Origin of the sequence: Sphingomonas sp. CFBP9019 (genome assembly GCF_034045155.1) — a bacterium.
GTDB classification, from domain to species: domain Bacteria; phylum Pseudomonadota; class Alphaproteobacteria; order Sphingomonadales; family Sphingomonadaceae; genus Sphingomonas; species Sphingomonas aerolata.
Genome location: NZ_JAXCWK010000003.1, coordinates 406,696 through 431,239 on the forward strand (window position 1 = coordinate 406,696; position 24,544 = coordinate 431,239).

At 67.2% G+C, this 24,544-nt stretch carries 21 protein-coding genes; 9 read left to right on the forward strand and 12 right to left on the reverse strand.

All coding sequences use genetic code 11. From position 1 onward, the window contains the following. Positions 1–38: 38 nt before the first annotated feature. The 3 genes from SOM18_RS09945 to SOM18_RS09955 all read right to left on the reverse strand — a co-directional run bounded on the left by SOM18_RS09945 (position 39) and on the right by SOM18_RS09955 (position 1,919). The gene (locus tag SOM18_RS09945; RefSeq protein WP_042467142.1) at positions 39–584 is read right to left on the reverse strand and encodes a DUF192 domain-containing protein; all 546 of its coding nucleotides are present in this window, start codon (positions 582–584) and stop codon (positions 39–41) included. 29 nt (positions 585–613) lie between these two features. Beyond that, positions 614–1,258 carry a cold shock domain-containing protein gene (locus SOM18_RS09950; protein WP_081874299.1) on the reverse strand — a complete coding sequence of 215 codons (645 nt, stop codon included), beginning with the start codon at positions 1,256–1,258 and terminating at the stop codon, positions 614–616. Between the two features lie 64 nt (positions 1,259–1,322). After that, a complete protein-coding gene (locus SOM18_RS09955) occupies positions 1,323–1,919 on the reverse strand; it encodes a regulatory protein RecX (protein ID WP_320481611.1) in 597 nt (198 codons plus the stop codon). Positions 1,920–2,115: 196 nt separating this feature from the next. Between SOM18_RS09955 and SOM18_RS09960 the strand changes: the two genes are divergently transcribed. Both SOM18_RS09960 and SOM18_RS09965 read left to right on the forward strand, forming a co-directional pair. Continuing rightward, positions 2,116–3,846, forward strand: coding sequence for a fatty acyl-AMP ligase (locus tag SOM18_RS09960; protein ID WP_037528158.1), 1,731 nt, complete (start codon positions 2,116–2,118; stop codon positions 3,844–3,846). Positions 3,847–4,055: 209 nt separating this feature from the next. After that, positions 4,056–6,380, forward strand: a complete 2,325-nt coding sequence (locus SOM18_RS09965; RefSeq protein ID WP_320481612.1) for a putative bifunctional diguanylate cyclase/phosphodiesterase — start codon at positions 4,056–4,058, stop codon at positions 6,378–6,380. 144 nt (positions 6,381–6,524) lie between these two features. Here the strand turns inward: SOM18_RS09965 and SOM18_RS09970 are convergent, their stop codons facing one another. Further along, entirely contained in the window at positions 6,525–7,988 is a 1,464-nt protein-coding gene (locus SOM18_RS09970) for a CHAD domain-containing protein (protein WP_031440785.1), read from the reverse strand. A gap of 78 nt (positions 7,989–8,066) precedes the next feature. After that, positions 8,067–8,972, reverse strand: coding sequence for a helix-turn-helix domain-containing protein (locus tag SOM18_RS09975; protein ID WP_320481613.1), 906 nt, complete (start codon positions 8,970–8,972; stop codon positions 8,067–8,069). A gap of 389 nt (positions 8,973–9,361) precedes the next feature. Here SOM18_RS09975 and SOM18_RS09980 point away from each other — a divergent pair, with 389 nt between their 5' ends. The 5 genes from SOM18_RS09980 to SOM18_RS10000 all read left to right on the forward strand — a co-directional run bounded on the left by SOM18_RS09980 (position 9,362) and on the right by SOM18_RS10000 (position 14,567). After that, positions 9,362–10,360 carry an NAD-dependent epimerase/dehydratase family protein gene (locus SOM18_RS09980; protein ID WP_320481614.1) on the forward strand — a complete coding sequence of 333 codons (999 nt, stop codon included), beginning with the start codon at positions 9,362–9,364 and terminating at the stop codon, positions 10,358–10,360. Positions 10,361–10,419: 59 nt separating this feature from the next. Then, positions 10,420–11,295, forward strand: a complete 876-nt coding sequence (gene yghU / locus SOM18_RS09985; protein ID WP_031440783.1) for a glutathione-dependent disulfide-bond oxidoreductase — start codon at positions 10,420–10,422, stop codon at positions 11,293–11,295. Positions 11,296–11,501: 206 nt separating this feature from the next. After that, a complete protein-coding gene (locus tag SOM18_RS09990; RefSeq protein ID WP_031440782.1) occupies positions 11,502–12,521 on the forward strand; it encodes a ferritin-like domain-containing protein in 1,020 nt (339 codons plus the stop codon). 51 nt (positions 12,522–12,572) lie between these two features. Beyond that, positions 12,573–13,616 (forward strand): ferritin-like domain-containing protein, encoded by a 1,044-nt coding sequence (locus SOM18_RS09995; RefSeq protein WP_031440781.1) that lies wholly within the window; start codon positions 12,573–12,575, stop codon positions 13,614–13,616. Between the two features lie 81 nt (positions 13,617–13,697). After that, positions 13,698–14,567: an outer membrane protein gene (locus SOM18_RS10000; RefSeq protein WP_042467135.1), complete on the forward strand. Its 870-nt coding sequence runs from the start codon at positions 13,698–13,700 to the stop codon at positions 14,565–14,567. Positions 14,568–14,621: 54 nt separating this feature from the next. Here SOM18_RS10000 and SOM18_RS10005 read toward each other — a convergent pair whose 3' ends face one another. Then, a complete protein-coding gene (locus SOM18_RS10005; RefSeq protein ID WP_037528144.1) occupies positions 14,622–15,995 on the reverse strand; it encodes an FAD/NAD(P)-binding protein in 1,374 nt (457 codons plus the stop codon). A 179-nt stretch (positions 15,996–16,174) separates the two neighbouring features. Between SOM18_RS10005 and SOM18_RS10010 the strand changes: the two genes are divergently transcribed. Then, positions 16,175–18,295, forward strand: coding sequence for a M13 family metallopeptidase (locus SOM18_RS10010; RefSeq protein ID WP_056405373.1), 2,121 nt, complete (start codon positions 16,175–16,177; stop codon positions 18,293–18,295). Between the two features lie 145 nt (positions 18,296–18,440). Here the strand turns inward: SOM18_RS10010 and SOM18_RS10015 are convergent, their stop codons facing one another. From SOM18_RS10015 to SOM18_RS10040, 6 genes are read right to left on the reverse strand one after another with little or no spacing between them, the layout of a single operon-like run. After that, positions 18,441–19,316: an alpha/beta hydrolase gene (locus tag SOM18_RS10015; RefSeq protein ID WP_031440777.1), complete on the reverse strand. Its 876-nt coding sequence runs from the start codon at positions 19,314–19,316 to the stop codon at positions 18,441–18,443. Then, positions 19,316–19,999, reverse strand: coding sequence for a glutathione S-transferase family protein (locus tag SOM18_RS10020; RefSeq protein WP_031440776.1), 684 nt, complete (start codon positions 19,997–19,999; stop codon positions 19,316–19,318). Before SOM18_RS10020 ends, SOM18_RS10015 begins: the two co-directional genes overlap by 1 nt. Next, positions 19,999–20,634, reverse strand: coding sequence for a 3-oxoacid CoA-transferase subunit B (locus SOM18_RS10025; protein ID WP_031440775.1), 636 nt, complete (start codon positions 20,632–20,634; stop codon positions 19,999–20,001). Before SOM18_RS10025 ends, SOM18_RS10020 begins: the two co-directional genes overlap by 1 nt. Further along, positions 20,634–20,945, reverse strand: a complete 312-nt coding sequence (locus SOM18_RS10030) for a DUF5076 domain-containing protein (protein WP_042467134.1) — start codon at positions 20,943–20,945, stop codon at positions 20,634–20,636. The genes SOM18_RS10025 and SOM18_RS10030 overlap by 1 nt, the downstream gene beginning before the upstream one ends. Beyond that, positions 20,945–21,826, reverse strand: coding sequence for a 5'-nucleotidase, lipoprotein e(P4) family (locus SOM18_RS10035; RefSeq protein ID WP_042467132.1), 882 nt, complete (start codon positions 21,824–21,826; stop codon positions 20,945–20,947). Before SOM18_RS10035 ends, SOM18_RS10030 begins: the two co-directional genes overlap by 1 nt. 14 nt (positions 21,827–21,840) lie before the next feature. Continuing rightward, positions 21,841–22,551, reverse strand: a complete 711-nt coding sequence (locus tag SOM18_RS10040; RefSeq protein ID WP_031440773.1) for a CoA transferase subunit A — start codon at positions 22,549–22,551, stop codon at positions 21,841–21,843. Positions 22,552–22,667: 116 nt separating this feature from the next. Between SOM18_RS10040 and SOM18_RS10045 the strand changes: the two genes are divergently transcribed. After that, entirely contained in the window at positions 22,668–24,311 is a 1,644-nt protein-coding gene (locus tag SOM18_RS10045) for a thiamine pyrophosphate-binding protein (RefSeq protein WP_031440772.1), read from the forward strand. The last annotated feature ends 233 nt before the right edge of the window (positions 24,312–24,544 follow it).

Genomic DNA, 24,544 nt, shown 5'->3' on the forward strand with positions numbered 1-24,544 from the left:
GCCATGGCAAGACGGCGCTGTGTCGTGGATATGGCGGTTCAGCCCGGCGCGCCCGGCCATTCGACACGGTCGCCCTCGGCGATGCCGAGTTCCCCGGCACGCCCGCCCATGATCTCGAGCACCGCGCCGACGGGTTCGCCCGACGGGATCTGCGCTTCGGAGAAGGGGATCGTGTTCTCGGCGATCCGCGCGATCGTCCGGTCGGCGCGGATATAGATGATGTCGAGCGGGCTCGGCGTGTTCTTCATCCAGAAATTCGCCTCGCGCGGCCCGCTGCCGTCGGTCGGATAGGGCCAGAACAGCATGCCCCGATTCGGCTTGAGATCGGTCCGGTACATCAGCCCGCGGGCCTGCTCCGCCTCGGTCTTGGCGCTCTCGACGGTGAACACATGCGCGCCGTTCGCGCTGTGGATCGTCACGGCCAGCGTCGCGGCGGCCTGACCCGGTGCAGCACCGGTGCCCGTGCCGGTCGCAGTGTCTGCGGCGGTAGCGTCTGGGGCGGCGGAGTCGCCGGCCCGAGCGTCGCCGTTCGAACACGCGCAGAGGCCGAGCGCCAGAAGCGCGGCGAAGACGGTTTTACTCATTACATATATCCCCGGTTGCGGCGGGCCGGTTACCACGCCGGCGCGGATCGCTCCACCGTGACGGCCAGCGGCCCCTTGCGACCGGTCACGATTCGCGCCTGCAACGGCTGATCGGGCTCAACGACGTCGATCCCCGCCCGCCGCAGCGTTTCCATATGGATGAACACGTCACTGTCGTCGCTTGCCCGTACCAGGAAGCCATAGCCCTTGAGCCGGTTGAACCACTTGACGACGACGGGTTCGAACGGGCCTGCGGCATCGATCAGCGCGACCGGATCGATCCGGTCGACCGGCGCCGCCGTGCCCGGTCGTACCGCCGTCTCCTCGACTGCGCCGCTCAGATCGATCGACAGGACCTCGCGCGCCTGGAAGCCACGCCCGCGCTGCACCGCGACCACGTCGACCCGCGCGCCCTCTGGCAGGCTGCGCCGGCCATGCGGCTGGAGCACCGAGAAATGGATCAGGATATCGCCGATCGCCGTATCGTCAGCGACCGCGAAGCCGAAACCGCGCGTCACATCGAACCATTTGATCACCCCGCCGAGCACCAGCGGCTCCGCGACAGCCTGCTCCACGCCCTGCCCGATGTCCGAAATTGCGCGCGGTCCTGCAGCCGCCACCGCGTCCGGTACCGTGTCCGGCCTGTCCCCGTCATATTGCGCTTCACTACGCATCGTTACGCACCCCTGCACCTTGCTAGCACGCTTCGTCGCAGCCGCAACAACCTGCAATGCGTCTTCAGTCAAAATCTGTCGTATCGATTGTTTCAGACGGGGACGCGGCAAGAATTTTGCGTGCCAGATCGAAACCGTGGCCGGCGCGCACCATCGCGCTGAGCTGCTTTTGCCGCAGCGCACGATTCTCGGCCCCACCCCCGTCGCTATTCTCCGACCGGGCATACGGGCCCAGCCGCTTGCGCTTCGCATAGGCCAGCGCCGCATCGACGTCGCGCGCCGCGATTTCGGGGGCCAGCGCATCGGCATCGGCCTCGTCGATCCCCGCCTCGCGAAACGCCCCCGCGACGCGCCGCGCACCCAGGCCGCGGCGCTGCATCGCTGCCGCCCGCGCCTCGGCAAAGCCGCGATCGTCGATATAGCCGAGATCCGCGAGCCTCTGCGCCAGCCCTTCGGGATCGGCGGGTGGCACCGCCGGACCGGTTTCGGGCGCCTCGACCCAGCCGCGCTCGCGCACCTTGCGCCGCAGATAATCGCTCAGGCGGCCGCGCGTGGTCGCGAATCGCTCGACATAGCGCAGCGCCAATCCCTCCAGTCCCGCGGCATCCAGCGGTTTTGGCGGGCGTTTCTCCTGTCTTTCTCGGCGGCGATCCTGGGTCACGCCATCATTGTGCCACACTGGGATAGGATTTTGAACGCCACGACCGTGCATGGCTGGCCTTTGCACGGTCTCAAGCGGCGGATGTCCTCGGACAGGCCGCGACGTGGAAGACAGGACGCACATGACGATCGACACCTTTCAGACGACGGCGACGAACGGGCTGGTAAAGCCTGCGGTCGCACCGTCGGCCGATCCGATGCCGGCGCAGCGCACGGCGACCCCCACTGCGGACACGCTGCCGCGCCGCTTCGCCGACTTCGCGACACTTGGCGAGGCGCTCGACTATGCGGCGACGGGGCAGCGCGGCCTCAACTTCCATGACGCGCGCGGTACGCTCAGCCAGCCCTATCCCTATGCGACGCTGCGCCGCGACGCGCTGGCGATGGCGGATCGCCTGATCGCCGCCGGCGTCGCCCCTGCCGACCGCATCGCGCTGGTCGCCGAGACCGGCCCAGAATTCGCCGCGCTGTTCTTCGGTGTCGTCTATGCCGGCGCCTGGCCGGTGCCGCTGCCCCTGCCGACGTCGTTCGGCGGCCGCGATTCCTATATCGAACAGCTTCGCGTCCAGCTTTCCAGCTGCGATCCCAAGATGCTGATCTTCCCGCCCGAGCTCGCGCAGATGGCGAGCGAGGCGGCGCGTCTGGCGGGCACGCACGGGATCGACTGGTCCGAATTCGCGACCCGCGAAGCCCCCGCCGCCACGCTGCCCGAGGCACGTCCGGACGACATCGCCTATCTGCAATATTCGAGCGGCTCGACGCGGTTCCCGCACGGCGTCGTCATCACGCACGAGGCTTTGCTCAACAATCTTGCTGCGCACAGCCACGGCATGGAAGTCTGCGACACCGATCGCTGCGTGTCCTGGCTGCCCTGGTATCACGACATGGGGCTGGTCGGCTGCTTCCTGTCGCCGATCGCCAATCAGGTCTCGACCGATTACCTCAAGACCGAGGATTTCGCGCGCCGTCCGCTCGCCTGGCTCGATCTGATCAGCCGCAACACCGGCACGACGCTCAGCTATTCGCCGACCTTCGGCTATGACATCTGCGCGCGCCGCATGTCGTCGCAGACCAAGGCGAGCGACCGGTTCGACCTGTCGCGCTGGCGCGTCGCGGGCAATGGCGCCGACATGATCCGTCCCGACGTGATGCAGTCGTTCGTCGACGCCTTCGCCGATGCCGGGTTCCAGGCCTCCGCCTTCCTGCCCAGCTACGGCCTCGCCGAAGCGACGCTGGCGGTATCGCTGATGCCACCGGGCGAGGGGATCCGTGTCGAGCTGGTCGAGGAAACCCAGCTGTCGGGCGGTGCGCGCGGCGAAGACCGCCCGCAGCGCTACCGTGCGATCGTCAATTGCGGCAAGCCGGTGCGCGACATGACGATCGAAATCCGTGAAGAGGACGGCACGCCCCTCCCCGAGCGTGCGATCGGCAAGGTCTGGTGCAAGGGCAAGTCGGTAATGGTCGGCTATTTCCGCGACGACGCCGCCACCGCGGCGTGCATGTCCGACGGCTGGCTCGATACCGGCGACATGGGCTATATGTCCGACGGCTATATCTACATCGTCGGCCGGGCGAAGGACATGATCATCGTCAACGGCAAGAACCACTGGCCGCAGGACATCGAATGGGCGGTCGAGCAGCTGCCCGGGTTCAAGGCGGGCGACATCGCCGCGTTCGCGATCACAACCCCGGGGGGCGAGGAAACCCCCGCCGTCCTCGTCCAGTGCCGCAGCTCCGACGAGGGTGAACGCCTGCGCCTGCGCGACGAGATCCGCGAACGCGTCCGCTCGGTGACGGGCATGAACTGCGTGATCGAATTGATCCCTCCCCGCACGTTGCCGCGCACCTCGTCGGGCAAGCTCAGCCGCGCCAAGGCGCGCAACCTGTACCTGAGCGGCGACATCAAGCCCTATGACATCGCCGCCTGACGACGCCTGCCCCGCCGCACCGTCCCGCCAGTGCGGCGGGACAGTCGCGGCCCCTGCCCCCGACCCGGTTATTTTTCACAACGCAGGGGATGGGAACGTTGCGATAACCAACGTGCATTAAGCCCGGCGGTGTGAACAGCCAGTCGCCTTCCGGATCCGATACGCCCCCGCCGACCATGCCGGCGCGTACACGAATGTCGACGCATCACATGCCCATCGATATGCGCGCGCTGCTCGCGCTGTCGGAAGGGTGCGATCCCAGGGAATGGGGCCGGCTTCGCGCGGCGCAGCTCGACGCCGGCCGGCAACTCGCCTGGTTCGCCCTCGCCGCCAACCTGCTCGCGACCGCCGTCTGTGCCGCATTGCTCTATCCCCGGATGCCGTTCTGGCAGGTCGCGTCATGGTCGATGCTTCTGATCGCGGGGACCGTGTGGGTGACCGTCCGCCGCCGCCTCGCTCCCTCGCGCGCTGCCGGGCATGGCGGCAGGACGGATATCCGGGCAACCTTGTGGGAGGGGGGCAGCCTCGCTTTGGCTTGGTCGGTCATCCCGGTTTTCTTCTGCCCGCAAGTCCCGGTTGCAACGAGCATCGGGCTCGGGCTCACGCTGATGATCGTGATGACGGGGGCAGCCTTCGCGATGGCGCCGCTGCCGCTCGCCACGCTCATGTTCATCGGCACGCTCGGTTTCGTATCGTTCGTCCAGCTCATGCTGATGCACGCGGTTGCGATCGCCGGGGGGGTGCTCGCCTTCACGCTGTTGTTGATGACCGCCTGCCTCAGCCGGACGCGCGCGCTGGTCACGATCCACAATGCGCAGGCGGTGCTCGACGAACGCGACGAGACGATCAGCGTGCTCCTGCTCGAGTTCGAGGAAAGCGCAGCCGAATGGCTGTGGGAGACCGACGCGACACGACGCGTCATCCGGCCCAGCGCCCGTTTCGCGCGGGCGTGCGGTCGCGCGCCGGCGGATATCGACGGCATGCCGATCCTCCAGCTGCTCGCCGGACCATCCTGGGACAGCGGCACGTTCGCGGCAGGCCTGCGCGCGCTTGCCGAAAAGCTGCGCAACCGGGACAGCTTCGTCAACCTGAGACTGCCGATCCGCTTCACCGAACAGGAGCGCTGGTGGCAGCTGGCCGCCGCGCCGCGATACGACGACCGCGGGATATTCTGCGGCTTTCGCGGCGTCGGCGCGGATGTCACGGACCAGCGCGCGTCCGCGGACAAGATCAACCGCATGGCGCGCTTCGACACGTTGACCGGGCTGCCCAACCGCCGGCTGATCACCGAGACGCTGTCAGACGCGATGATCGCGGCGGAGGCCTGTGGCGGACGCTGCGCGTTCATGATGCTCGATCTCGACCGGTTCAAGGCGGTCAACGACACGCTCGGCCACCCGGTCGGCGACCGGCTACTGTGCCAGGTCGCGGAACGGCTCGGCCATATGATGAGCGCGAACGAATCCTGCGGGCGGCTTGGCGGCGACGAGTTCGCGCTCGTCGTCCGCGACGCCAGCGATACGGGCGCGGTCGAGGCGCTCGCCGGACGCATCATCACCGCATTGTCGCGGCCCTACGACGTCGATCACTATACGCTGCATATCGGCGCCAGCATCGGGCTTGCCTTCGGGCCGCGCGACGGGCGCACGTCGGAGATGCTGATCCGGTCCGCCGATCTGGCGCTCTATCGCGCCAAGGATGCCGGTCGCGGTGTGTTTCGCGTCTACGAACCCGCGCTTTACGTCCAGGCGGAGGAGCGGCGGGTGCTTGAGATCGCGCTGCGCGGCGCACTCGATCGGGGTGAGATGTCCCTCGCCTATCAGCCGATCATCGACACGCAGGGCGGCATGCTGCGCGGCTTCGAGGCGCTGCTGCGCTGGGAAAGCCCGGAGTTCGGCATGGTCCCGCCGTCCCGCTTCATCCCGCTCGCCGAAGACGCACGGATCATCGCGCAGATCGGCGCCTGGGTCCTGCGCACCGCCTGCGCCGAAGCCGCGAGTTGGCCGGAGGGTCTGCGCATCGCCGTCAACGTATCGCCGGTCCAGCTGCAGAATGACGGTTTCGTCACGACCGTCGCGACCGTGCTCGCCGACAGCGGACTGTCAGCCGACCGGCTCGAGCTCGAGGTTACCGAGGGCGTCTTCCTGCGCGAGGATCGTGGCGCGACGACGACCCTCGCGCGTATCCTCGACCTTGGCGTACGCCTGAGCCTCGATGATTTCGGCATTGGCCACTCGTCGCTGGGCTATCTCAGCCGCACCCGCTTTTCCTCGATCAAGATCGACGGCAGCTTTGTCCGTGCCGCAGCGCGCGGCGGCCGTGAGGCGCTGGCGATCATCCGCGCGGTGGTCGCGCTCGCGCAAAGCCTCGACATCGCGACCATCGCCGAAGGCGTGGAGACGCAGGACGAGCGCCAGCTTGTCGCGGCACTCGGCTGTACGCACGCGCAAGGCGATCTGTTCGGCCGCGCGCTCCCCGTCACCGAAACCCGCACGCTGGCGGAGCGCGACTGGACTGATTCGGCCGCGGCCTGATGTCGCAATGACGCGTCAGCCGAGCATCCCGGCATAGCTTTGCAGCGGCGGCGGCAGCAGGATCGCCCGGGCCAGACACCCCCGACGACGACGACCAGCGCGCACAGGCTGATCTGCATCGACCTGCGCCGGTCGTGCACCCGATCAGCGCCAGAAGGCTTTCCGGTCGAGCAGCGCCGAGTGCGCCGCGGCAGCGCGGTCGAGCCGCTTGGCGTGTTTGCGATCGTCGACCAGCGCCGCTTCATTATCCTCCATCCCCAGCCGGGCGAGGATCGCGGGCACCGTTGCCGCGTCGTTCAGCGTGCCGAGCCGGTCCTGCAGCGTTTCGAGCGTCGAGACGAACTTGGCCTGCCGCTTTTGCTGCGCCGTATCGGCGAACAGGTCCGCGAAGAATTCCGTCGCATAGCGCAGCGTCTTGGCGTCCTTGCGGATCGCATGGCGTTCGTCGTCCGTCAGCAGCGCGAGCGATGGCGCGCCAATCTTGAGCGCCTTGCGTCGCTTGCGGAGCGCCGCCGCTGCAAATTCGCGGGCGGGCGCCTCGCGCACCTCCCGCGTCGCGTCCGCCGTCGACCAGTCGCCGACCGCAAGCCACTGCGTCAGATCGAGCATCACCGCCCGCACGCGCGACGACTCCAGCGCCACATCGACCTCGTCATAGGCCAGACCGCGCGCCGCCTCGATCCGGTCAAAGACGTCCCCCGCGCCCAGCTTCGCCGCCGCCATGTCCGCCAGCACGTCGAGATCGCGCGCCTGCCCCAGCGTCTGCGCCAGCCAGCGCAGCTCGGACCGGAAATGGGCCGTCTGCTCGCGTCCCAGCACGCGCTTGAAGAGCCCGAGCGCGGCGCGCGTCCGCCGCAACGCGACACGCGCCTGGTGCAGCGCTTCCGGCGCGCGCGTCTCGAGCAGGATCGTCTCGTTCAGCCGATAATGCCGCAGGCAGGCGCCAATAACCATCCGGAGCGCCTCGATCGTCGTCGCGTCGCCATCGAGCGATACCGGCTCGGCCTTGAAGGCGCGACGCACCGGCCCGGTCAGGCCGTAACCGCGCTCGGACTTGGTCACGACGCCGAGCCGCAGCGGCACCATATCCGCGATCCGGCGGGCCAGCGTGAACAGCGCGGTCGGGTCGCCGCGCTTGAGTTCGATCTCGACTTCGCAGACCGGCGACTGCCGCTCGCCAACCCGGACCATCCCGCGGTCCAGCACGAGCTCGATCTCCGCCCCGTTCTCGCTGATCTCCCAGCTGCGTCGTTCCACCGACACGGTGAAGGCCGGCGCGAGCCGTTCGGTCGTCCCGTCGAGCAGCGCGAAGACCGGCGTGGTGTCGTCGAGACGCGGACGATCGTCCATGACCGGCCGTTCCCATTCGGGGCGTGAAAACAGCCCGGCGCCCTTTGCCGGGTCGATCTTGATCGTCTGGATCCGCGTATCGCCCGCGCGCCGGATCCGCAGCGACGCGCCGTGCTTCCGTAGCGTTTGCTCGGGCGTGTCGAAATAGATCGCCTCGAGCATCGTGGTACGGGTCGCCTCATCCGACGGCAGTTCGCGCGCGACCTGGTCCGCGGCGTCCGCCGTCAGGACGAGCTTCAATTCAACTTCCTGCATCATCCGCGTATCCGATCTGCGTCCCCCCTCGACATAACGCATATCGGCGATTGAAGGGCCAACCGGATGTGCCCGCTGCGGCTAGCTTGGCAGCTCGTCGCGGCGGCCACGGCCGTCATGGACGGTGCGGATGATGCTGCTGACACTGACCGGGGGCGTCGGGATGTGCAGCGCCTGCGTCGGTGTACCGATCACCGCCGCGCGGGCACGCAGGCTGGATTTCAGGAACAACGTCTCCGATGCGAGGAAACGCCGCGGCGTCGTGCCGAGGAACGTTGTCGCGTCGCGCAGGAAATGGGACGCGTCGAAATAGCTGCTGTCGATCGCCGAATAATCGACATGGCCATCGGGCCGGATCAGCCGGATGAACGACCGCAGGAAGCGCGCGCGCCGCAACAGCATCTTGGGCAGCATACCGAAATGGCGGGTGGCGAGCCGCCTGAGCGCGTGCGTCTCGATCCCCAGCCGGTCGGCGACATCCTGCATCTCGATCACCCCGTCGGTCACCGTCAGCGCGGCGAATGCACGGATCAGTTCCTCCTGCGGGTGCCGGCGCTGGAACAGCGGTTCCAGCACGTCGTCTAGGAACGGCTTGATCATCGCATCGTCGGACAGCGCGTCGAGCCCCGTCGTCAGCCGGCGCGACACTTCCGGACCGAGCAGCGTCTCGAGCGGCACGATGCGGTTGCGGAAATCACCCGCCAGCCGCGACGTCATCCGGGACCAGCCGATCGCGCTGATTCCGATCCCGACCGCGACGCCGCCATGCGTGACGGTGCGAAACGCGCGGCTGGTCGGGCCGTAGAGACTGGCGCGCTCGAGCGGCCCGAACCGGTGGTTGCCGATCGCCACGGTGATCGGCCCCGCATCCGCCAGAATAGAAATCATAACTGGTGCAGGTAGATACCAGTTGACGAGCGGATTGCGATCACTGGCCGAATAGATCGCATATCCGGTCAGGCATTCGGCAAGGTTTGCCTGGGGCAAGTCATACCGCATCCGCATTCCCGGTGGCATCGCAAATTTTTCCGGCGATACACCCGGAGAGTGTGTTCCACCAAAAACTTGATCTACGTTCATACCACCCACTCGTTTCTGTACGGAAGTATCCGCGCGCTTGCGGCCTATGGCTATACTGCTTTGCAGCGAAATGCTAGTTGTCCTATAATCTGGCTTAGTATTGATTGGCTTCAATACTTTGCCCGTTCTTCGCCGGGTCTCGACATTGAAGACCGGCCACCGCCGCCGCCGTCCCGATGATGGACGTCGCGCTCGCGCCGCCTCGCGCGGCACAGCAGGGATGCGGGATTGATGGGGTTGACACTGGTATCGGCATCGCTTCTCGGTGCCGCCGAACCCATCAGGAAAGAACAGCGATGACAGTGATCGTAACCGGCGCCGCCGGCTTCATCGGCATGCATGTCGCGGACGCGTTGCTGGCACGTGGCGAGACGGTGTTCGGCATCGACGAATGCAACGCCTATTACGACCCCGCGCTCAAGGCGGCGCGGCTCGCCTATCTGCGTGACCGGCACGGCGCGGCCTTCACCTTCGCCAAGCTCGATTTCGCGGATACGCCCGCGCTCGACGCGGCGGTGGCAGGCCTCGACATCGACCGGATCGTCCATCTCGGTGCGCAGGCCGGCGTCCGCTACTCGATCGAGAATCCGATGGCCTATGCCCGGGCCAATCTGGTCGGGCATCTCAACATCCTCGAACTCGCGCGCGCGCGGCAAGTCCGGCACCTGGTCTACGCCTCGTCCTCGTCGGTCTATGGCGGCAATGACAGCGTGCCCTTCCGCGTCGAGGATCGCACCGACCGCCCGCTGTCGCTCTATGCCGCGACGAAGAAGTCGAACGAGCTGATGAGCGAGAGCTACGCGCATCTCTATCGCCTGCCGCAGACCGGGCTGCGCTTCTTCACCGTCTACGGCCCCTGGGGTCGTCCCGACATGATGATGTGGATCTTCACCAAGGCGATCCTCGCCGGCGACCCCATTCCGGTGTTCAATGCAGGCCGGATGGAGCGCGACTTCACCTATATCGACGACATCGTCGCCGGCATCGTCGCCGCGCTCGATGCGCCGCCTGCGGATGACGGCCAGGCGAAGCCCGGCGGCAGCATGGGGCCGCACCGCGTCTACAATATCGGCAACAGTCGCGCCGAACAGCTCGGCGAGGTCATCGACGTGCTCGAGCAGGCGATCGGTCGCAAGGCGATCCGCCAGGACCTGCCGATGCAGGCGGGCGATGTCGTGCGCACCTGCGCCGATGTCAGCGCGATCGGCAACGATCTCGGCTTCGCCCCCACCACCAGCATCACCGAGGGCGTGCCACGCTTCATCCGATGGTATCGCGACTATCACGGCGTCTAGGCGTTAGGATGGTCGAGACCGAACCCCGAGCCCACCCTTTTGATGCACGGAGCAGCCCGATGACCGACGCCCCGACCTATACCCCCCCGGCAATCTGGACCTGGAACCGCGACAATGGCGGCCGGTTCGCCGCGATCAACCGGCCGGTTGCCGGATCGACGCATGACAAGGAGCTGCCGGTCGGGCGCCACCCGCTGCAGCTCTATTCGCTCGGCACGCCGAACGGGGTGAAGGTCACGATCATGCTCGAGGAGCTGCTCGCGCTCGGCCATGCCGGCGCCGAATATGACGCCTGGCTGATCCGGATCAACGAAGGCGACCAGTTCGGCAGCGGCTTTGTCGAGATCAATCCCAATTCCAAGATCCCGGCGCTCATGGATCGCAGCGGCACGACGCCGCTGCCGATCTTCGAATCCGGCGCGATCCTGATGCATCTCGCGGAGAAATTCGGCGCGTTCCTGCCGACCGAACCGGCAGCGCGCGCGACCTGCTTGTCCTGGCTGTTCTGGCAGGTCGGCAGCGGCCCGTTCGTCGGCGGCGGCTTCGGCCATTTCTACGCCTATGCGCCGGTCAAGATCGAGTATGCGATCGACCGGTTCGCGATGGAGGCCAAGCGCCAACTCGACGTGCTCGACCGGCGTCTTGCCGACAGCGCGTATCTGGCCGGTGCCGCCTATACGATCGCCGACATGGCCGCCTGGCCTTGGTACGGGGCGCTGGTCCAGGGCCAGCTCTACGACGCCGGTGAGTTCCTTCAGGTCCAGGACTATCCGAACGTGAAGCGCTGGGCGGATGCGATCGGCGCACGCCCCGCGGTCCAGCGTGGCCGCATGGTCAACCGCGTCATGGGCGATCCTGCAAGCCAGCTCCACGAACGCCATGACGCCACGGATTTTGCGACCCGTACACAGGACAAGTTAAGCCCGCCATCATGAATGGCGCTATAAATGCTGTGGTGCAGCATTACTGAAAACATTGCGCGCGATTAGTGTATTTGGAGAAGTTTGCCCAAGTAATCCATTTAGTTGCAACTTTATCTCCCAGCTCCCGTTCCTTGAACCGTTGTGCACACAGGATCGCCCGCCAGAGGCGATCGAGGCCGACCGTGTGCCGACGTGCCTGGTTCAGGGAGATGAAGCCAATGACCCAATCAACCCATCTGATCGATGCTCTCGATGCCCGTGTCGAACGGCGCAACGACCGGCGTGAGTTCTTCAAAAATGCACTTGGTGCGGCTGCGATGACGGCAGCCGGAGCGACCGCTCTGTCCCTCTCGAGCGCAGCCGCGGCACAGTCGGTAACCGACGCCGACGTCCTGAACTTCGCGCTCAACCTCGAATATCTCGAGGCGCAATTCTACTCCTATGCAGCCTATGGCACAGGACTCGACAATGCTCTGCTGACCGGCAGCGGTACGCAGGGTGCGGTTCGTGGCGGCCGCAAGGTCGCGTTCACCGATCCCATCGTCGAGCAATATGCACGCGAAATCGCACAGGACGAGATCGCGCATGTCAGGTTCCTTCGCACTGCGCTCGGCAGCTCGACGGTGTCGCAGCCGGTGATCGACGTCAGCGTTTCGCCGACCAGCGCCTTCTCGGTCGCCGCGCAGGCCGCCGGGCTCGTGCCTGCCGGCACCGCTTTCGATCCCTATGCCTCTGACGAGGCGTTCCTGCTCGGCGCGTTCATCTTCGAGGACGTCGGCGTCACCGCCTACAAGGGTGCCGCCCCCTTGCTCACGAACAAGACGTTCCTCGATGCCGCGGCCGGCCTGCTCGCGGTCGAGGCCTATCATGCCGCGATCGTCCGCACGACGCTGTACGGCAAGGGTATCGACGTGCCGTCGTTGCGCACCTCCGCCGATGCCATTTCGCGCGCGCGCGACAGCCTCGACGGTGGTGGTGCCAACACGACGATCTTCGGCGCGAACGATATCGATCAGGGGATCTCGTCCTACAGCGCGACGCCGATCAACCTGTCCGCCACCCAGGCGGCGGTGACCGTGTCGAACATCGTGCCGCTGGACGCCGACGGTGTCGCCTATAGCCGCTCGGTGAGCCAGGTGCTCAACATCGTGTACCTGAACAGTGGCGCAGTGGCCGCGGGCGGGTTCTTCCCGGCAGGCATGAACGGCAACATCAAGACGAGCACCGCAGCAGCCTGAACCGCTTCAGCTCTGCCGTCAGCTTTCTTTGCTATTCAGGGGATTAACCCAATGACCGACCTCAATACCAAGCTCGAAATATTCGACGCCATCGCCGCCCGGCGCAACGAACGCCGCGGCTTCCTGCGCTTTGCCGGTGGCAGTGCGCTCGCCGTCGGCGGTGCCTCGCTGCTCGCGGCCTGCGGTAACGACGATGCCGATCTGGCGCCGTCGCCGACGCCCACGCCGACACCCGCGACGGGATCCGCCATCACCGATGCCGACGTGCTGAACTTCGCGCTCAACCTCGAATATCTCGAGGCGCAGTTCTACGCATTCGCGACGTTCGGCGTTGGCCTCAACGCCAGCCTGCTGACCGGTACCGGGACTCAGGGGGGCGTGACGGGTGGTCGACAGGTGCCGTTCCAGGACGCGATCGTCCGTGAATATGCGCGCGAAATCGCCATCGACGAAGTCGCGCACGTCGCCTTTCTGCGCCGGGCACTCGGCACCGCCGCGGTCGCACAGCCTGCACTGGACATCTCTGCCGGCACCGCGGCTGCGCCGGGCGCCTTCACCTTGGCCGCACGTGCGGCACGTGTCGTACCGGATACGGGCGTGTTCGATCCGTATGCCGACGACAACAGCTTCCTGCTCGGCGCGTTCATCTTCGAGGATGTCGGCGTCTCGGCGTATAAGGGCGGCGCAACGCTGATCGGCAACAAGACCTATCTCGAGGCGGCCGCCGGCATCCTCGCGGCAGAGGCGTATCACGCCGGCCTGATCCGCACGATCCTGTATCGCAAGGGATTGCAGACGCCGTCGCTGCGTACCGCCGCAAACCAGATCAGCGACGCGCGCGACAGCCTGGACGGCACCGTCACCAACGCCACGACGGGCATCATCGGCGACATCGATCAGGGCATCACCGGCATGGATCCAACCGTGTCGAACATCGTCCCGACCGACGCCAACGGCCTGGCGTTCAGCCGGTCGGTCGCACAGGTGCACAACATCGCCTATCTGACCAACACCGCAAAGATCGGCGGGGGCTTCTTCCCCAACGGCACCAACAACCGCACCGATGCACTGCGCACCAGCGGCGCCAACGCGTGATCGTCGTCACGAACTGAAACAGGACAACCTGGGCCGCGGCGCACATCGGGCGCGTCGCGGCCCCTCGTTTGGGGAACGACCATGAAGCATTCCATGAAACTGACCACGCTCGCCGGCCTCGCCGTCGCGGGTGTTTTTGCCGTTCCGGCCGCCGCGCAGGAAACCACCGCGGATCGTCCGTTCTCGGGCGTCTATATCGGTGCGGCCGGTGGGTATGACGTGCAGGGCAATGACGTCGGCTCGTCGATCCTGTTCGACCGCAACGGCGACGGCGCTTTCAACGACAGCGTCAACACCATCACCGGCGCCAACGCCTTCTCGCCGGGCTTCTGCAACGGCTCGGCGCGTACCGGTGCCGCGGCTTCCGGCTGCCGTAACGACGACGATGGCTGGGCCTATTATGGTCGTGCAGGCCTCGACGTTCAGCGCGGCAACATCGTCGTCGGTGTCGTCGGCGAATTCGGCACGAGCGACATCACCGACAGCACGTCGGGCTTCTCGACCACGCCTGCGAGCTACACGATGGCGCGCAAGCTGAAGTGGGAAGCGTCCGCCCGCGGCCGCCTGGGCTATGCGGCCAACACCACGCTGTTCTACGGCACGTTCGGTGCGGGCTATGCCAAGATCGACAATCTGTTCTTCACGACAAACACGGCGAACGCGTTTTCGGCGACTGGCTCGAAGAACCAGTGGGGCATTCTCGGCGGCGGCGGCATCGAGCAGAAGCTGACCAAGAACATCTCGATCGGCATGGAATACATGTTCCACCAGTATCAGGATGACGATGCGCGCGTTCGCGTGACGGCGGGCACGGCACTGGCCGGCAGCCCGGTTCTGCTGGCGAACAACCCGTTCCTGATCGCGCCAAACACCAGCGGCACCGATTTCCGCCGCAGCGACGAGAAGTTCCGCTGGCACAGCCTGCGCGCCACGGCGGCGTTCCGGTTCTGAGCCCATGCGCTGCCAGCATCGCGTGATGCTGGCAGCGCATAGCGTCCGGCGAGCCTAGAGCCCCTCGCCCCCGACCCATTGCGCATTCGACAGGCGCCTGGCCAGATCCCAGCTTTGCTGCCGGATATCGGGAACCGCGACGACCTCCCACAATCCGCCGCGGGTCATCGGCCCGATACAGTGAAGCCGCTGTTCGGCATGCCCGTCGCGGCCGATCGCCTGTGACTGGGCATCGACGTCGACCCCGAGACGAAGCGGATCGGGCCGGATCGCCCCGTCCGCGATCAAATGCCGGATCAGCGGCTCGCTCGATCGCATCAGATCACCCTGCGGCCCGGTACAGTTCACGATCCGCGCCGCCCGCGTGACGACCGCCTGGTCCGTGCCGCGGGGTCGCCAATTTAGATCCACAGCATCACCGGCTGCCGCGGCGGACACGATCTTCCCCGCTGTGAACCGGAGCCGCCCGGTCGAGACCAACGCATCGACCCGGTCCGCGACCTCCGGCGCCAGCCGATGCCGGTGGACGTCCCAATAGGGTCGCGCGTGCCGCAGGAACCGTGCGCGCTGCGATGTCGGGGCGGCCGCCCAGAGCATCTGGGTCACGGGGCGAAGCTCGTCGACCGCCGCGCGCCAGCCATCCGCCTTGGCACGATCGCGGACGTGCCGGACGATCGCCGACAAATCCCCCTGCGGCTTGTCGAGGACCCGCGCGGGCGGCGCGCCATCGACATGCCGCCGCGGTGAGAGCCCGCGCCGCGACACCGCCAGGATCTGTCCCGAAAACCCGCCGGCATCGAGCAGCAGCGCGGCGTCGATCGCGGTCAACCCGGTCCCGACCAGCACGACCGTGTCGTCCGGCCCGAGCCCCTCGCCAATGTCCGACGCCCAGGGATCCGCGCTATAGCGTCCGGGCGGAAGGTCGTCGGGGTTGAGCCCCGGCGGCGTGTGCGGCGGCAGGTTGCCGAGCGCGAGCACCGCACTGTCCGCGGCAATCGCGCTGCCATCCGCCATCGTCACCGCAAGCCTGTCGGTGCTGGCGAAGTCGATCGCGCAGACCTCGCCTTGCGCAAGCACCAGCCGTCCCGCCGATTGCGCGATCGTCGCGTCGAGCATCTCGCGCAGATACAGGCCGTAGGTCGTGCGCGGCACGAACGTCTTGCGGTCGCCGTCGCCGCGCGCTTCGAGCCAGCGGACGAAATGGTCGGGATCGTCGGGGAGCGCGCTCATGTTGCCCGCGCGCACGTTGAGCAGGTGGCTCGGATGCGCCGCGCTATACGCGACGCCGCGTGCGAGCTGGCGCTGGCGCCGCTCGACCAAAGTCGCGCGCGGTCCGCCGTGCCGCATCAGGTTGATCGCCAGCAACGTGCCCGAAAAACCGCCCCCGACGATGACGACATGATCGTCCGGTCCCGCGATACGTGTCATCCTGCCCCCATTTGCCGCAAAATCATCGTGCCCGCTCGATAGGCGCAAAGCGGCCCGACGCACAGCCGGCACGCGCAACGCACGGGGAACATAGAAGGATTGCACAAACGACAGCGCTGTTGCACTTTCTCGTCCATGGCCTGCCGGTCCCGGTCTGGCCCTCCCCCGGAGATCGCCCTGTGAAATCGAAGTTCGCCGTTCTTGTCTCGCTGATCGCCATCGCCGCCGCCACGCCCGCCACCGCGCAGGACCTTCACGCCTGTATCGACGAGGCGTGTACGCTCGAATCGATCCTGCCGCAGGACGCGGCATCGGGCACGCCCGCAGCCGATGCGGCGGCCGCGACGCGCTATGGCCGCTGGGGCTTCGACCTTGCCGGCATGGACAAGAGCGTGAAGCCCGGCAACGACTGGTTCGACTATGTGAACGGCAGCTGGGTCAAGAGAACGCAGATCCCGGCGGACCGCTCGTCCTACGGCGCCTTCGCGGTACTGCGCGACCTGTCCGAGGCACGCATGCGCACGCTGGTCGAGGGCTATAAGCCCGGCGACGCCGCCAACCCCGATCGCGCCAAGGTCGCGACGCTCTACCAAGGCTTCATGGACGAAGCCGCGATCGAACGCGCTGACGCTGCACCGCTGTTGCAGCGGCTCGCCCCGGTCAAGGCCGCGACGACGAAGGACGATGTCGCGGTGCTGATGGGCAAGTCGATGGGCGGGTTCGGCGCCAGCTTCTTCGGTCCCGGCGTCAACGACGACGCGAAGCAGCCCGACGTCTATGCGCTGTATCTGCGCCAGTCGGGCCTGGGGCTCGGCGACCGCGACCTGTATCTTGATCCGAAATTCGCGCCGCAGGTCGTGCGCTACCAGGCCTATGTCGCGCAGATGCTCGGCATGGCGAACTGGCCGAACGCGCAGGCCGCCGCGGCAAAGATCGTCGCGATGGAGACGCGGATCGCGCAGGCGCACTGGACCCGCGCGCAGAGCCGCGACCGCGACAAGACCTACAACCCGATGACGCTCGCGCAGCTTCAGGCGCAGGCGCCGGGCTTCCCCTGGGCCAAGTTCTGGACTGCCGCGGGCATCGACAAGGCCAACCGCGCGATCGTCGCGCAGAACACCGCCTTTCCGAAGATCGCCGAGGTCTTCGCCACCACCGACCTCGACACGCTGAAGGCCTGGCAGGCGTTCCGCACCGCCGACGACATCGCGCCCCTGCTGTCGAAGCGGTTCGTCGACGCCAATTTCGACTTCCGCTCGAAATTCCTCAACGGCCAGCCGCAGCAGCGCGATCGCTGGAAGCGCGGGATCGGCGTTACCGAACGCGCGCTGGGCGAGGCGATCGGCCGCGATTACGTCGCGCTCTATTTCCCGCCGGCTTCGAAGACCAAGATGGACGAACTCGTCGGCAACCTGCGGATCGCACTGCGCGGGCGGATCGACGGTCTGCCCTGGATGGGTGCCGCGACCAAGCAGGAGGCGCAGGCCAAGCTCGCCAATTTCAGCGTGAAGGTCGGCTATCCCGACAAATGGCGTGACTATAGCGCGCTGCAGATCACCCCGGGCGACCTGATCGGCAATGTCGAGCGCGCCGGGCGGTTCGAATGGGACTATCGCCGCAACCGCATGGGCGGCCCGGTCGACAAGGCCGAATGGGGCATGACCCCGCAGACCGTGAACGCCTATTACAACTCGGTGAAGAACGAGATCGTCTTCCCCGCAGCGATCCTCCAGCCGCCGTTCTTCGATCCGGATGCCGATCCCGCGGTCAATTACGGCGGCATCGGCGGCGTGATCGGGCATGAGATCAGCCACGGCTTCGACGACCAGGGTCGCAAGTCCGACGGCAAGGGCGTGCTGCGCGACTGGTGGACCGCGCAGGATGCCGCCAAGTTCGAGGCACAGGCGGTCAAGCTCGGCGCGCAGTACGAGGCCTATACCTTCGAAGGCCTGCCCGGCGTGAAGATCAACGGCCGCGCCTCGATGGGCGAGAATATCGGCGATCTCGGGGGCGTGCTGATCTCGCTTGACGCCTATCACACCTCGCTCGGCGGCAAGCCTGCGCCGGTGCTCGACGGCTATAGTGGCGACCAGCGCTTCTTCCTCGGCTGGGGTCAGGTCTGGCGCACGCTGTTCCGCACCGAGGCGCTGCGCCAGCAGCTCGTCAGCGATCCCCATTCGCCGGGGCAGATCCGTGCGATCAACCCGCTGCGCAACGTCGACGCCTGGTACAAGGCGTTCGACGTGAAGCCCGGGGACGCGCAATATCTCGCGCCCGCGGACCGCGTCCGGATCTGGTAAGGCCGCAAGCCCGCCGCCGGACACAAAAAATCCGGCGGCGGGCCAAGGTCGGGGCGGCGGGGCTCCGTCCTGTCAACGAGGGTGGCGGTGTTCCTGCTCGTCCGTCGTCATCCTCGCCCCCCGACCGTCGACGGCCGGGACGCGGTCAGCGCATCGCCTGGTTCAGGAATGCCACGCTGTCCGAGAGTACCGGCGCCTTGCCGCGGAACGGCTTGGACAGCGCCATCGCCACATCCTCGTGGCTGAGCCCCGGATAGTCGACATGCCGCACCGGTGCATCGAGCGCGGTGAGCTTTGCCGTCAGGTTGTCGGCGTTGTGCGCCTTCACCTGCGTGTCGTCGCCCGCCGACACGAGCAGCATTGGCGGCGCATCGCGTCGCGCGAAGTGGATCGGCTGGGTCATCACCGGATCCGCCGCCCCCTGCATCGCATCGATCGCGCGCCTGGCGGTGAACGGGTAGAAGTCATAGGGCCCGCACAACCCGACCGCGGCCTTGATGATCCGCGGATCGACACCTTCGGCACGCAACCAGCGCGGGTCGAGCGTCAGCATCGCGACCGTATACGCCCCCGCGGAGTGACCGGCGACGGCGATCCGGTTCGGGTCGCCGCCCGACGCCTCGATATGATCGCGCGTCCACTTCACCGCCTCGGCGCCATCCTGCAGGAAGGCGGGGAAGCGGACGTCGGGAACCTTGCGGTAATCGGGCATGACGACGACGTAGCCCGCCTTCGCATAGGCGCGCGCGGCAAACGCATAGGCGCTACGCGACCCGTGCACCCAGCCGCCGCCATACCAGAAGATCAGCACCGGCAGCCCCGTCTTCGCGCCGCCCGATGGCCGCCACACGTCGAGTTTCTGGCCATGCGTGCCGAACGGAACGCCCTCCCGCACCCGCGCAGTGCCGCGGCCGCCGCCCATTACCCCATCGAGCACGCTGAGCGTGCCGGGCCCCGCAGTGAACGCCGTGCCCGCAATCAGGATCACGACCAGCGCGATGACAATGGCAACGCGGCGCATCAGCGGCGGAAATCTGCGGTAATCGATCCGCTGGCCGCCAGTTCGGCCTCGTGCCCGGCCTCGCGCCACGTCTCGCCGAGCGCGGCGTCTTCCCATTCGCGCATCGCCGGATGCGCGATGATCCGCTCGACCCATGCAAGGCCCTGCGGACCGACATCGATCCCGTAGGTGCGGACGCGAAACGCGACAGGCGCAAAGAAGGCGTCGACGGCGGTAAAGTCGGCGCCTGCGAGCCAGGGCCCGCCGAACCGGTCGAGACCTTCCGCCCAGAGTTCGGTGACGCGCGCGACGTTGCGGTCGAGCGCGTCACTGCCGCGGACCGGATCGACGCGGACGCCGACGTTCATCGTCCGCTCGTTGCGCAATGCCGCGAACCCGCCATGCATCTCTGCCGCCGCGCAGACCGCCCAGGCGCGCGCATCGCCATCGGACGGCCAGACGCCGTCGTGCCGCTCGGCGAGGTAGAGCGCGATACCCAGCGAATCCCACACCGTCCGCTCGCCATCGATCAGCACCGGCACCTGCCCGGTCGGCGAGAACAGCCGGAACGCATCGTAATTCTCGGGCGCGAGGAAGGGTTCGATCCGATCCTCGAACGCGATCCCCAGCGCCCGCATCAACACCCACGGCCGAAGCGACCAGCTGGAATAATTCCGGTTCGCGGTGACGAGCGTATAGCCCATCAGGCGGTATAGCGCGCGGTGGTCTTGGCCGCGACCTCGTCCGCGGTCACGCCGGGCGCGAGTTCGACCAGCCTGAACGGCGCATCATGGTCGCTACGCTGGAACACCGCCAGGTCGGTGACGATCATGTCGACCACGTTCTTGCCGGTCAGCGGCAGCGAGCAGGACGGGATGAACTTAGGCGTCCCGTCCTTGGCGGTGTGATCCATGACGACGATGATCTGCTTGACGCCCGCGACCAGATCCATGGCGCCGCCCATGCCCTTGATCATCTTGCCCGGGATCATCCAGTTGGCGATGTCGCCGTCTTCGCTGACCTCCATCGCGCCGAGCACGGTCAGGTCGATATGCCCGCCGCGGATCATCGCAAAGCTGTCGGACGAGCTGAAATAGACCGACGAGGGCAGTTCGCTGATCGTCTGCTTGCCCGCGTTGATCAGGTCGGCATCTTCCTCGCCCGCATAGGGGAACGGCCCGATCCCGAGCATCCCGTTCTCCGACTGGAGCGTGACCGTCATGCCGTCGGGAATGTTGTTCGCGACGAGCGTCGGGATGCCGATGCCGAGATTGACGTAATAGCCGTCCTTGAGTTCCTGTGCGGCCCGCGCCGCCATCTGGTTGCGATCCCACGGCATCAGTTGAGCGTTCCTTCCTGGATGGTGGTGATGGTCGTGACCTGGTCGCGCAGTTCGGCGCTGACGCCGTCGACGATCGCCTGCAGCGCGGCATCCTCGGCGATGCCCCAGGTGCCCGCATAGGCGCGGGCGGCGTGACGGATCGTGTCGGCGAGGAGGTAGCCGAACACCGTCGGATCCTCGAGGATGCCCGCGTCGATCAGCACGTTGCTGCCCGCATTGTTGGTGATCCAGATCCGCGCGACCTCGACCGATTCGTCCGTCAACGCGGCGCCGGGATCGAGCTTGATCGCGTTGGGGTGGTCGGTCATCAGTGGATTCCCTGTGTCGGCGCCCAGTGGATCGCGGGCGGAAAGACCTCGTCACGGCTACCTTTCAGCGCGGTGCCGTAGACGGGGTTCGGCAGCACGAACCACCCTGCCCCCCATTTCGCCGTGATCGCGGGCGACTGCACCACCGCACGCCGCGCGGCGGGGGTCTGGCCTGCGTTGAACAGGTCGCTGAAATCGCCGAGCTGGTCGCCGCCCATCGCGACGACGCAATAGCGCGCGGCGATCGTCGCGCGGCGGCCGTCCTTCTTTGATCCGGTCGCGTCGTCGCCGGCGAGGAACAAGGTCTCGCCGTGGCGGGCGGGGCCAAGGCCCGCGGCTTCGATCGCCGCCTGCGTCTGTGCGGCATTGGCGGCGGCGCGGTTGGAGTTGAAGACCACCGTCACGCCCATCGCGCGCAACTGCGTCAGTGCGGCAAGCGCGCCGGGAACGGGCGCGACCTGCTTGATGCCGGTGCGCTCCCACTCCTGCCAGCGCGGTTCGGACCAGGGCCGCCCCGTGGACGCATCATATTCGAAGCCGAGATTGAGCAGCACGGTCTCGTCGACGTCGAACACCACGGCCTTGGGCTTGCTGCCGCATGCGGTCCAGCGCGGCGCGGCGAGCGTCGCGCCTGGCGCGAGGACGACCGATGTCGGCGTGCGCTGCGCACGGACATAGCCGACAAGCGCGTTCCATGCCTGGATGCTGGCGGCGGCGGCCTCGCCCGAGGCGTAGAGATACTGCATGCCCGCCGGGACGCCGTCGACGGTCACCGGTGCGGAGACGATCGCGGTCGGCGAGGTCACGCTGACGCACCCTTGCAGAACCAGTGCCCCTGCGAGCGCAGCGGTCCAGGAAAAATGGCTGCGTTTGCGGCACATTATCGGGCCTGGTTTCACGCGGAGACCCGCTCGCGGACGGTGCGGAATTCGATCTTCTTGTCGTAGGGCGCACCGACGATCATCCGCTTCACATAGATCCCCGGCAGGTGGATAGTATCGGGATCGAGGCTGCCAACGGGAACGATCTCCTCGACCTCGGCGACGCAGATCTTGCCCGCGGTGGCCATCGGCTGGTTGAAGTTGCGCGCGGTCTTGCGGAAGATCAGGTTGCCGCTCTCGTCCGCCTTCCAGCCCTTGATGATGCTCAGGTCCGCACGGATGCCCCGTTCGAGGATATAATCCTGCCCGTCGAAGCTCTTCACCTCCTTGCCCTCCGCCACCAGGGTGCCGACGCCGGTCTTGGTGTAGAAGCCGGGGATGCCCGCGCCGCCCGCGCGGCAGCGCTCGGCAAGCGTCCCCTGCGGGCAGAATTCGACCTCGAGCTCGCCGCTCAGATATTGCCGCTCGAATTCCTTGTTCTCGCCGACATAGGACGAGATCATCTTCTTCACCTGGCGCGAACGGAGCAGCTTGCCGAGACCCTGCCCGTCGATCCCGGCATTGTTGCTCGCGATCGTCAGGTCCTTGACGCCCGACGCCTCGATCGCGTCGATCAGCCGCTCGGGGATGCCGCACAGCCCGAACCCGCCCGCGCAGATCGTCATCCCGTCGAACAGCACACCCTCGAGTGCCGCCGCCGCGTCGGTGTAGCGCTTGTTCGCCATGCATCCTCCTATCGTCTTTACCGCGGCATAATGCGCCGGGCAGTGGACGGCAATGTCGGGCGGGCGTTCTCGACTTGGTGACGATTGCCGGGCTACGGTGGCGGCAGGAGATTGTCATGACCCAGCGTACCGGCGGCCAAATTCTCGTCGACCAACTCGTCGCACAAGGCTGCGACCGTATTTTCACCGTGCCCGGCGAAAGCTTCCTCGCGGTGCTCGACGCGCTGCACGACACGCCCGCCATCGAGACGGTGGTGTGCCGGCAGGAAGGCGGCGTGGCGTTCATGGCGTGCGCGGACGGCACGCTGACGCACCGCCCCGGTATCGCCTTCGTCACGCGCGGGCCCGGTGCGACCAACGCATCGATCGGCGTGCATGTCGCGATGCAGGACTCCCAGCCGATGATCCTGTTCGTCGGCGATATCGACCGCGGCACGCGTGACCGCGAGGCGTTCCAGGAGATTGATTTTCAGGCGATGTTCGCGCCCATCGCCAAATGGGCGGCGCGGATCGACGATGCCCGGCGGATCCCCGAATATGTCGCGCGCGCGTATGCGACCGCGATGTCGGGCCGCCCCGGGCCGGTGGTGCTCGCACTCCCAGAAGACATGCTGCTGGACGTGGTCGAGGCGGTCGACCGACCGCGGGTCGAGCGCGTCGCGCAGGCGTGCGACGCGGACATGATGGACCTGCTCGCGGATCTGCTGACGACCGCCGAGCGGCCGGTGGCGATCGTCGGCGGCGCGGGCTGGGATGCGGCTGCGTCGGGGGCGTTCTCGACCTGGGCGGATCGCAACGGCATTCCCGTCGCCGCGGCGTTCCGGCGCCAGGATGCGATCCCGAACGCCTGCCCGGTCTGGGCGGGCAATCTCGGCTATGGACCCAATCCGAAGCTGGTCGCGCGGGTGAAGGAAGCCGATCTGCTGCTCGTCGTCGGGCCTCGGCTCGGCGAAGCGACGACCGATGGCTATGCGCTGGTGACGCCCGATCATCCGGGGCAGCGGATCGTCCATGTCCATCCCGATCCCAATGAGTTGAACCGCACCTATCACGCCGACGTCGCGGTATGCGCGGGGATGGCCGAATTCGCCGAGGCACTGCTTGCGGTCGACCTGCCGCCGCGAACCGCGGGTCAGGAGGCGCATGCTGAGTGGCGCGCCTGGTCGACGCCGGCGCCGCGCGATCTGGTCATGGACCTTGGGCCGTGCGTCGCGGCGATGCGCGAGCGGCTACCCGCGGATGCGATCCTCTGCAACGGCGCGGGGAATTACTCGGGCTGGTGGCATCGCTACTGGGCCTATGCCGGGCCGGGCACGCAGCTCGCGCCGACCGCCGGAGCGATGGGCTACGGCGTACCCGCCGCGGTCGCCGCGTCCCTGCGGCATCCCGAGCGGACGGTGGTCGCGCTGGCGGGTGACGGGTGCTTCCTGATGAACGGGCAGGAGATGGCGACCGCGGTCGCGCAGCGGGCGGACATGCTGGTGCTGGTCGTCGACAATGGCGGCTACGGCACGATCCGGATGCATCAGGAGCGCGAATATCCGGGGCGGGTGTCGGGAACCGCGCTGCGCAATCCCGACTTCGCCGCGCTGGGCCGGGCCTATGGGTGCTGGGCGGAAACGGTCACCAAGACCGAGGATTTCGCCGCGGCGCTGGACCGGGCGATGGCGCGCGGCGGGGTGCGGATGCTGCATCTGGTCACGGATATCGAGGCGATTACCGCCGGGACGACGCTGGCGGCAGTGCGCGGGGCGGCGTGATCCTTATTGGGTAAGCACGCCACCGGCACACGTCATGCCCCACCCCGGCGAAGGCCGGGGCCCAGTTGGGGGACAGTAGTAACCGCGGACGGTCCTCTGTTACCTCGACCTTCCCACCTGGGCCCCGGCCTTCGCCGGGGTGGTGGTTATAAGGGTGCATGCTTCTTACTGTTCCCCCGCGAAAGCGGGGGCCCAGGGTGCCGCACACTGTCAATACTTAGCTGGGCCCCCGC